This is a genomic window from Mannheimia cairinae (genome assembly GCF_028649535.1).
GTDB lineage: Bacteria > Pseudomonadota > Gammaproteobacteria > Enterobacterales > Pasteurellaceae > Mannheimia > Mannheimia cairinae.
The window spans coordinates 1-2969 of record NZ_JAQSJE010000014.1; the positions used below are offsets into that span (position 1 = coordinate 1).

At 48.8% G+C, this 2969-nt stretch carries 1 rRNA gene; it reads left to right on the forward strand.

Annotation, left to right across the window (positions count from 1 at the left end):
* Positions 1-138: 138 nt before the first annotated feature.
* A 23S ribosomal RNA gene (locus tag PTQ27_RS11460) occupies positions 139-2969 on the forward strand; the annotation flags it as partial.

The following is a 2969-nucleotide window of genomic DNA, read 5'->3' on the forward strand; positions in this document are numbered from 1 at the left end:
TGAGAGAAATGAAAAGTCTGAGTAGTTCAAAAAGAATCTTGAGTGAACAAAAGCACTCAAGTGTTTAGTTGAATAATGAAGGCCTTAAAGTGATTCAGTATTGAAGTGATTCAATATAGAAAACATTTGAGGTTGTATAGTTAAGTGACTAAGCGCACAAGGTGGATGCCTTGGCAATCAGAGGCGATGAAGGACGTGCTAATCTGCGAAAAGCTTGGATGAGTTGATAAGAAGCGTTTAATCCAAGATATCCGAATGGGGAAACCCAGTAGATGAAGAATCTACTATCAACAAGTGAATACATAGCTTGTTGAGGCAAACCGGGAGAACTGAAACATCTAAGTACCCCGAGGAAAAGAAATCAACCGAGATTTCGTTAGTAGCGGCGAGCGAACGCGAAGGAGCCTGTTAGTGATAGCAGTTTTGTTAGAGGAATGTGCTGGGAAGCACAATCACAGAGGGTGATAATCCCGTACTCGAAAACATCATTGTGGTACTAAGCTAACAACAAGTAGGGCGGGACACGAGAAATCCTGTTTGAAGATGGGGGGACCATCCTCCAAGGCTAAATACTCCTGATTGACCGATAGTGAACCAGTACTGTGAAGGAAAGGCGAAAAGAACCCCGGCGAGGGGAGTGAAATAGAACCTGAAACCTTGTGCGTACAAGCAGTGGGAGCCCNNGGGTGACTGCGTACCTTTTGTATAATGGGTCAGCGACTTATATTTTGTAGCAAGGTTAACTGAATAAGGGAGCCGAAGGGAAACCGAGTCTTAACTGGGCGTTTTAGTTGCAAGGTATAGACCCGAAACCCGGTGATCTAGCCATGGGCAGGTTGAAGATTGGGTAACACTAATTGGAGGACCGAACCGACTAATGTTGAAAAATTAGCGGATGACTTGTGGCTGGGGGTGAAAGGCCAATCAAACCGGGAGATAGCTGGTTCTCCCCGAAATCTATTTAGGTAGAGCCTTATATGAATACCTTCGGGGGTAGAGCACTGTTTCGACTAGGGGGCCATCCCGGTTTACCAACTCGATGCAAACTGCGAATACCGAAGAGTAATGTATAGGAGACACACGGTGGGTGCTAACGTCCATCGTGGAGAGGGAAACAACCCAGACCGCCAGCTAAGGTCCCAAAGTACTAGTTAAGTGGGAAACGAAGTGGGAAGGCTTAGACAGCTAGGATGTTGGCTTAGAAGCAGCCATCATTTAAAGAAAGCGTAATAGCTCACTAGTCGAGTCGGCCTGCGCGGAAGATGTAACGGGGCTAAAACTAGTCACCGAAGCTGCGGCATCAATGGAAACATTGTTGGGTAGGGGAGCGTTCTGTAAGCGGATGAAGGTGAGTCGAGAGGCTTGCTGGACGTATCAGAAGTGCGAATGCTGACATAAGTAACGATAAAACGAGTGAAAAACTCGTTCGCCGGAAGACCAAGGGTTCCTGTCCAACGTTAATCGGGGCAGGGTGAGTCGGCCCCTAAGGCGAGGCTGAAAAGCGTAGTCGATGGGAAACGGGTTAATATTCCCGTACTTGATATAATTGCGATGTGGGGACGGAGAAGGTTAGGTTATCAGGGTGTTGGATATCCCTGTTTAAGCCGGTAGGTGGAGCATTTAGGCAAATCCGGATGCTCTTAACACCGAGAAGTGATGACGAGGCTCTACGGAGCTGAAGTAACCGATACCACGCTTCCAGGAAAAGCCACTAAGCTTCAGATTATATTGAACCGTACTATAAACCGACACAGGTGGTCAGGTAGAGAATACTCAGGCGCTTGAGAGAACTCGGGTGAAGGAACTAGGCAAAATAGCACCGTAACTTCGGGAGAAGGTGCGCCGGCGTAGATTGTAGAGATTCACTCTCGAAGGTTGAACCGGTCGAAGATACCAGCTGGCTGCAACTGTTTATTAAAAACACAGCACTCTGCAAACACGAAAGTGGACGTATAGGGTGTGATGCCTGCCCGGTGCTGGAAGGTTAATTGATGGTGTTATCGCAAGAGAAGCTCCTGATCGAAGCCCCAGTAAACGGCGGCCGTAACTATAACGGTCCTAAGGTAGCGAAATTCCTTGTCGGGTAAGTTCCGACCTGCACGAATGGCATAATGATGGCCAGGCTGTCTCCACCCGAGACTCAGTGAAATTGAAATCGCCGTGAAGATGCGGTGTACCCGCGGCTAGACGGAAAGACCCCGTGAACCTTTACTATAGCTTGACACTGAACATTGAATTTTGATGTGTAGGATAGGTGGGAGGCTTTGAAGCAGTGACGCCAGTCATTGTGGAGCCATCCTTGAAATACCACCCTTTAACGTTTGATGTTCTAACGAGGGTCCCTAATCGGGATTTCGGACAGTGTCTGGTGGGTAGTTTGACTGGGGCGGTCTCCTCCCAAAGAGTAACGGAGGAGCACGAAGGTTTGCTAATCACGGTCGGACATCGTGAGGTTAGTGCAATGGTATAAGCAAGCTTAACTGCGAGACAGACAAGTCGAGCAGGTGCGAAAGCAGGTCATAGTGATCCGGTGGTTCTGAATGGAAGGGCCATCGCTCAACGGATAAAAGGTACTCCGGGGATAACAGGCTGATACCGCCCAAGAGTTCATATCGACGGCGGTGTTTGGCACCTCGATGTCGGCTCATCACATCCTGGGGCTGAAGTAGGTCCCAAGGGTATGGCTGTTCGCCATTTAAAGTGGTACGCGAGCTGGGTTTAGAACGTCGTGAGACAGTTCGGTCCCTATCTGCCGTGGGCGTTGGAGAATTGAGAGGGGCTGCTCCTAGTACGAGAGGACCGGAGTGGACGCATCACTGGTGTACCAGTTGTCTCGCCAGAGGCACTGCTGGGTAGCTAAATGCGGAAGAGATAAGTGCTGAAAGCATCTAAGCACGAAACTTGCCTTAAGATGAGTTCTCCCAGTCTATAAGACTGTAAGGGTTGTTGGAGACTACGACGTAGATAGG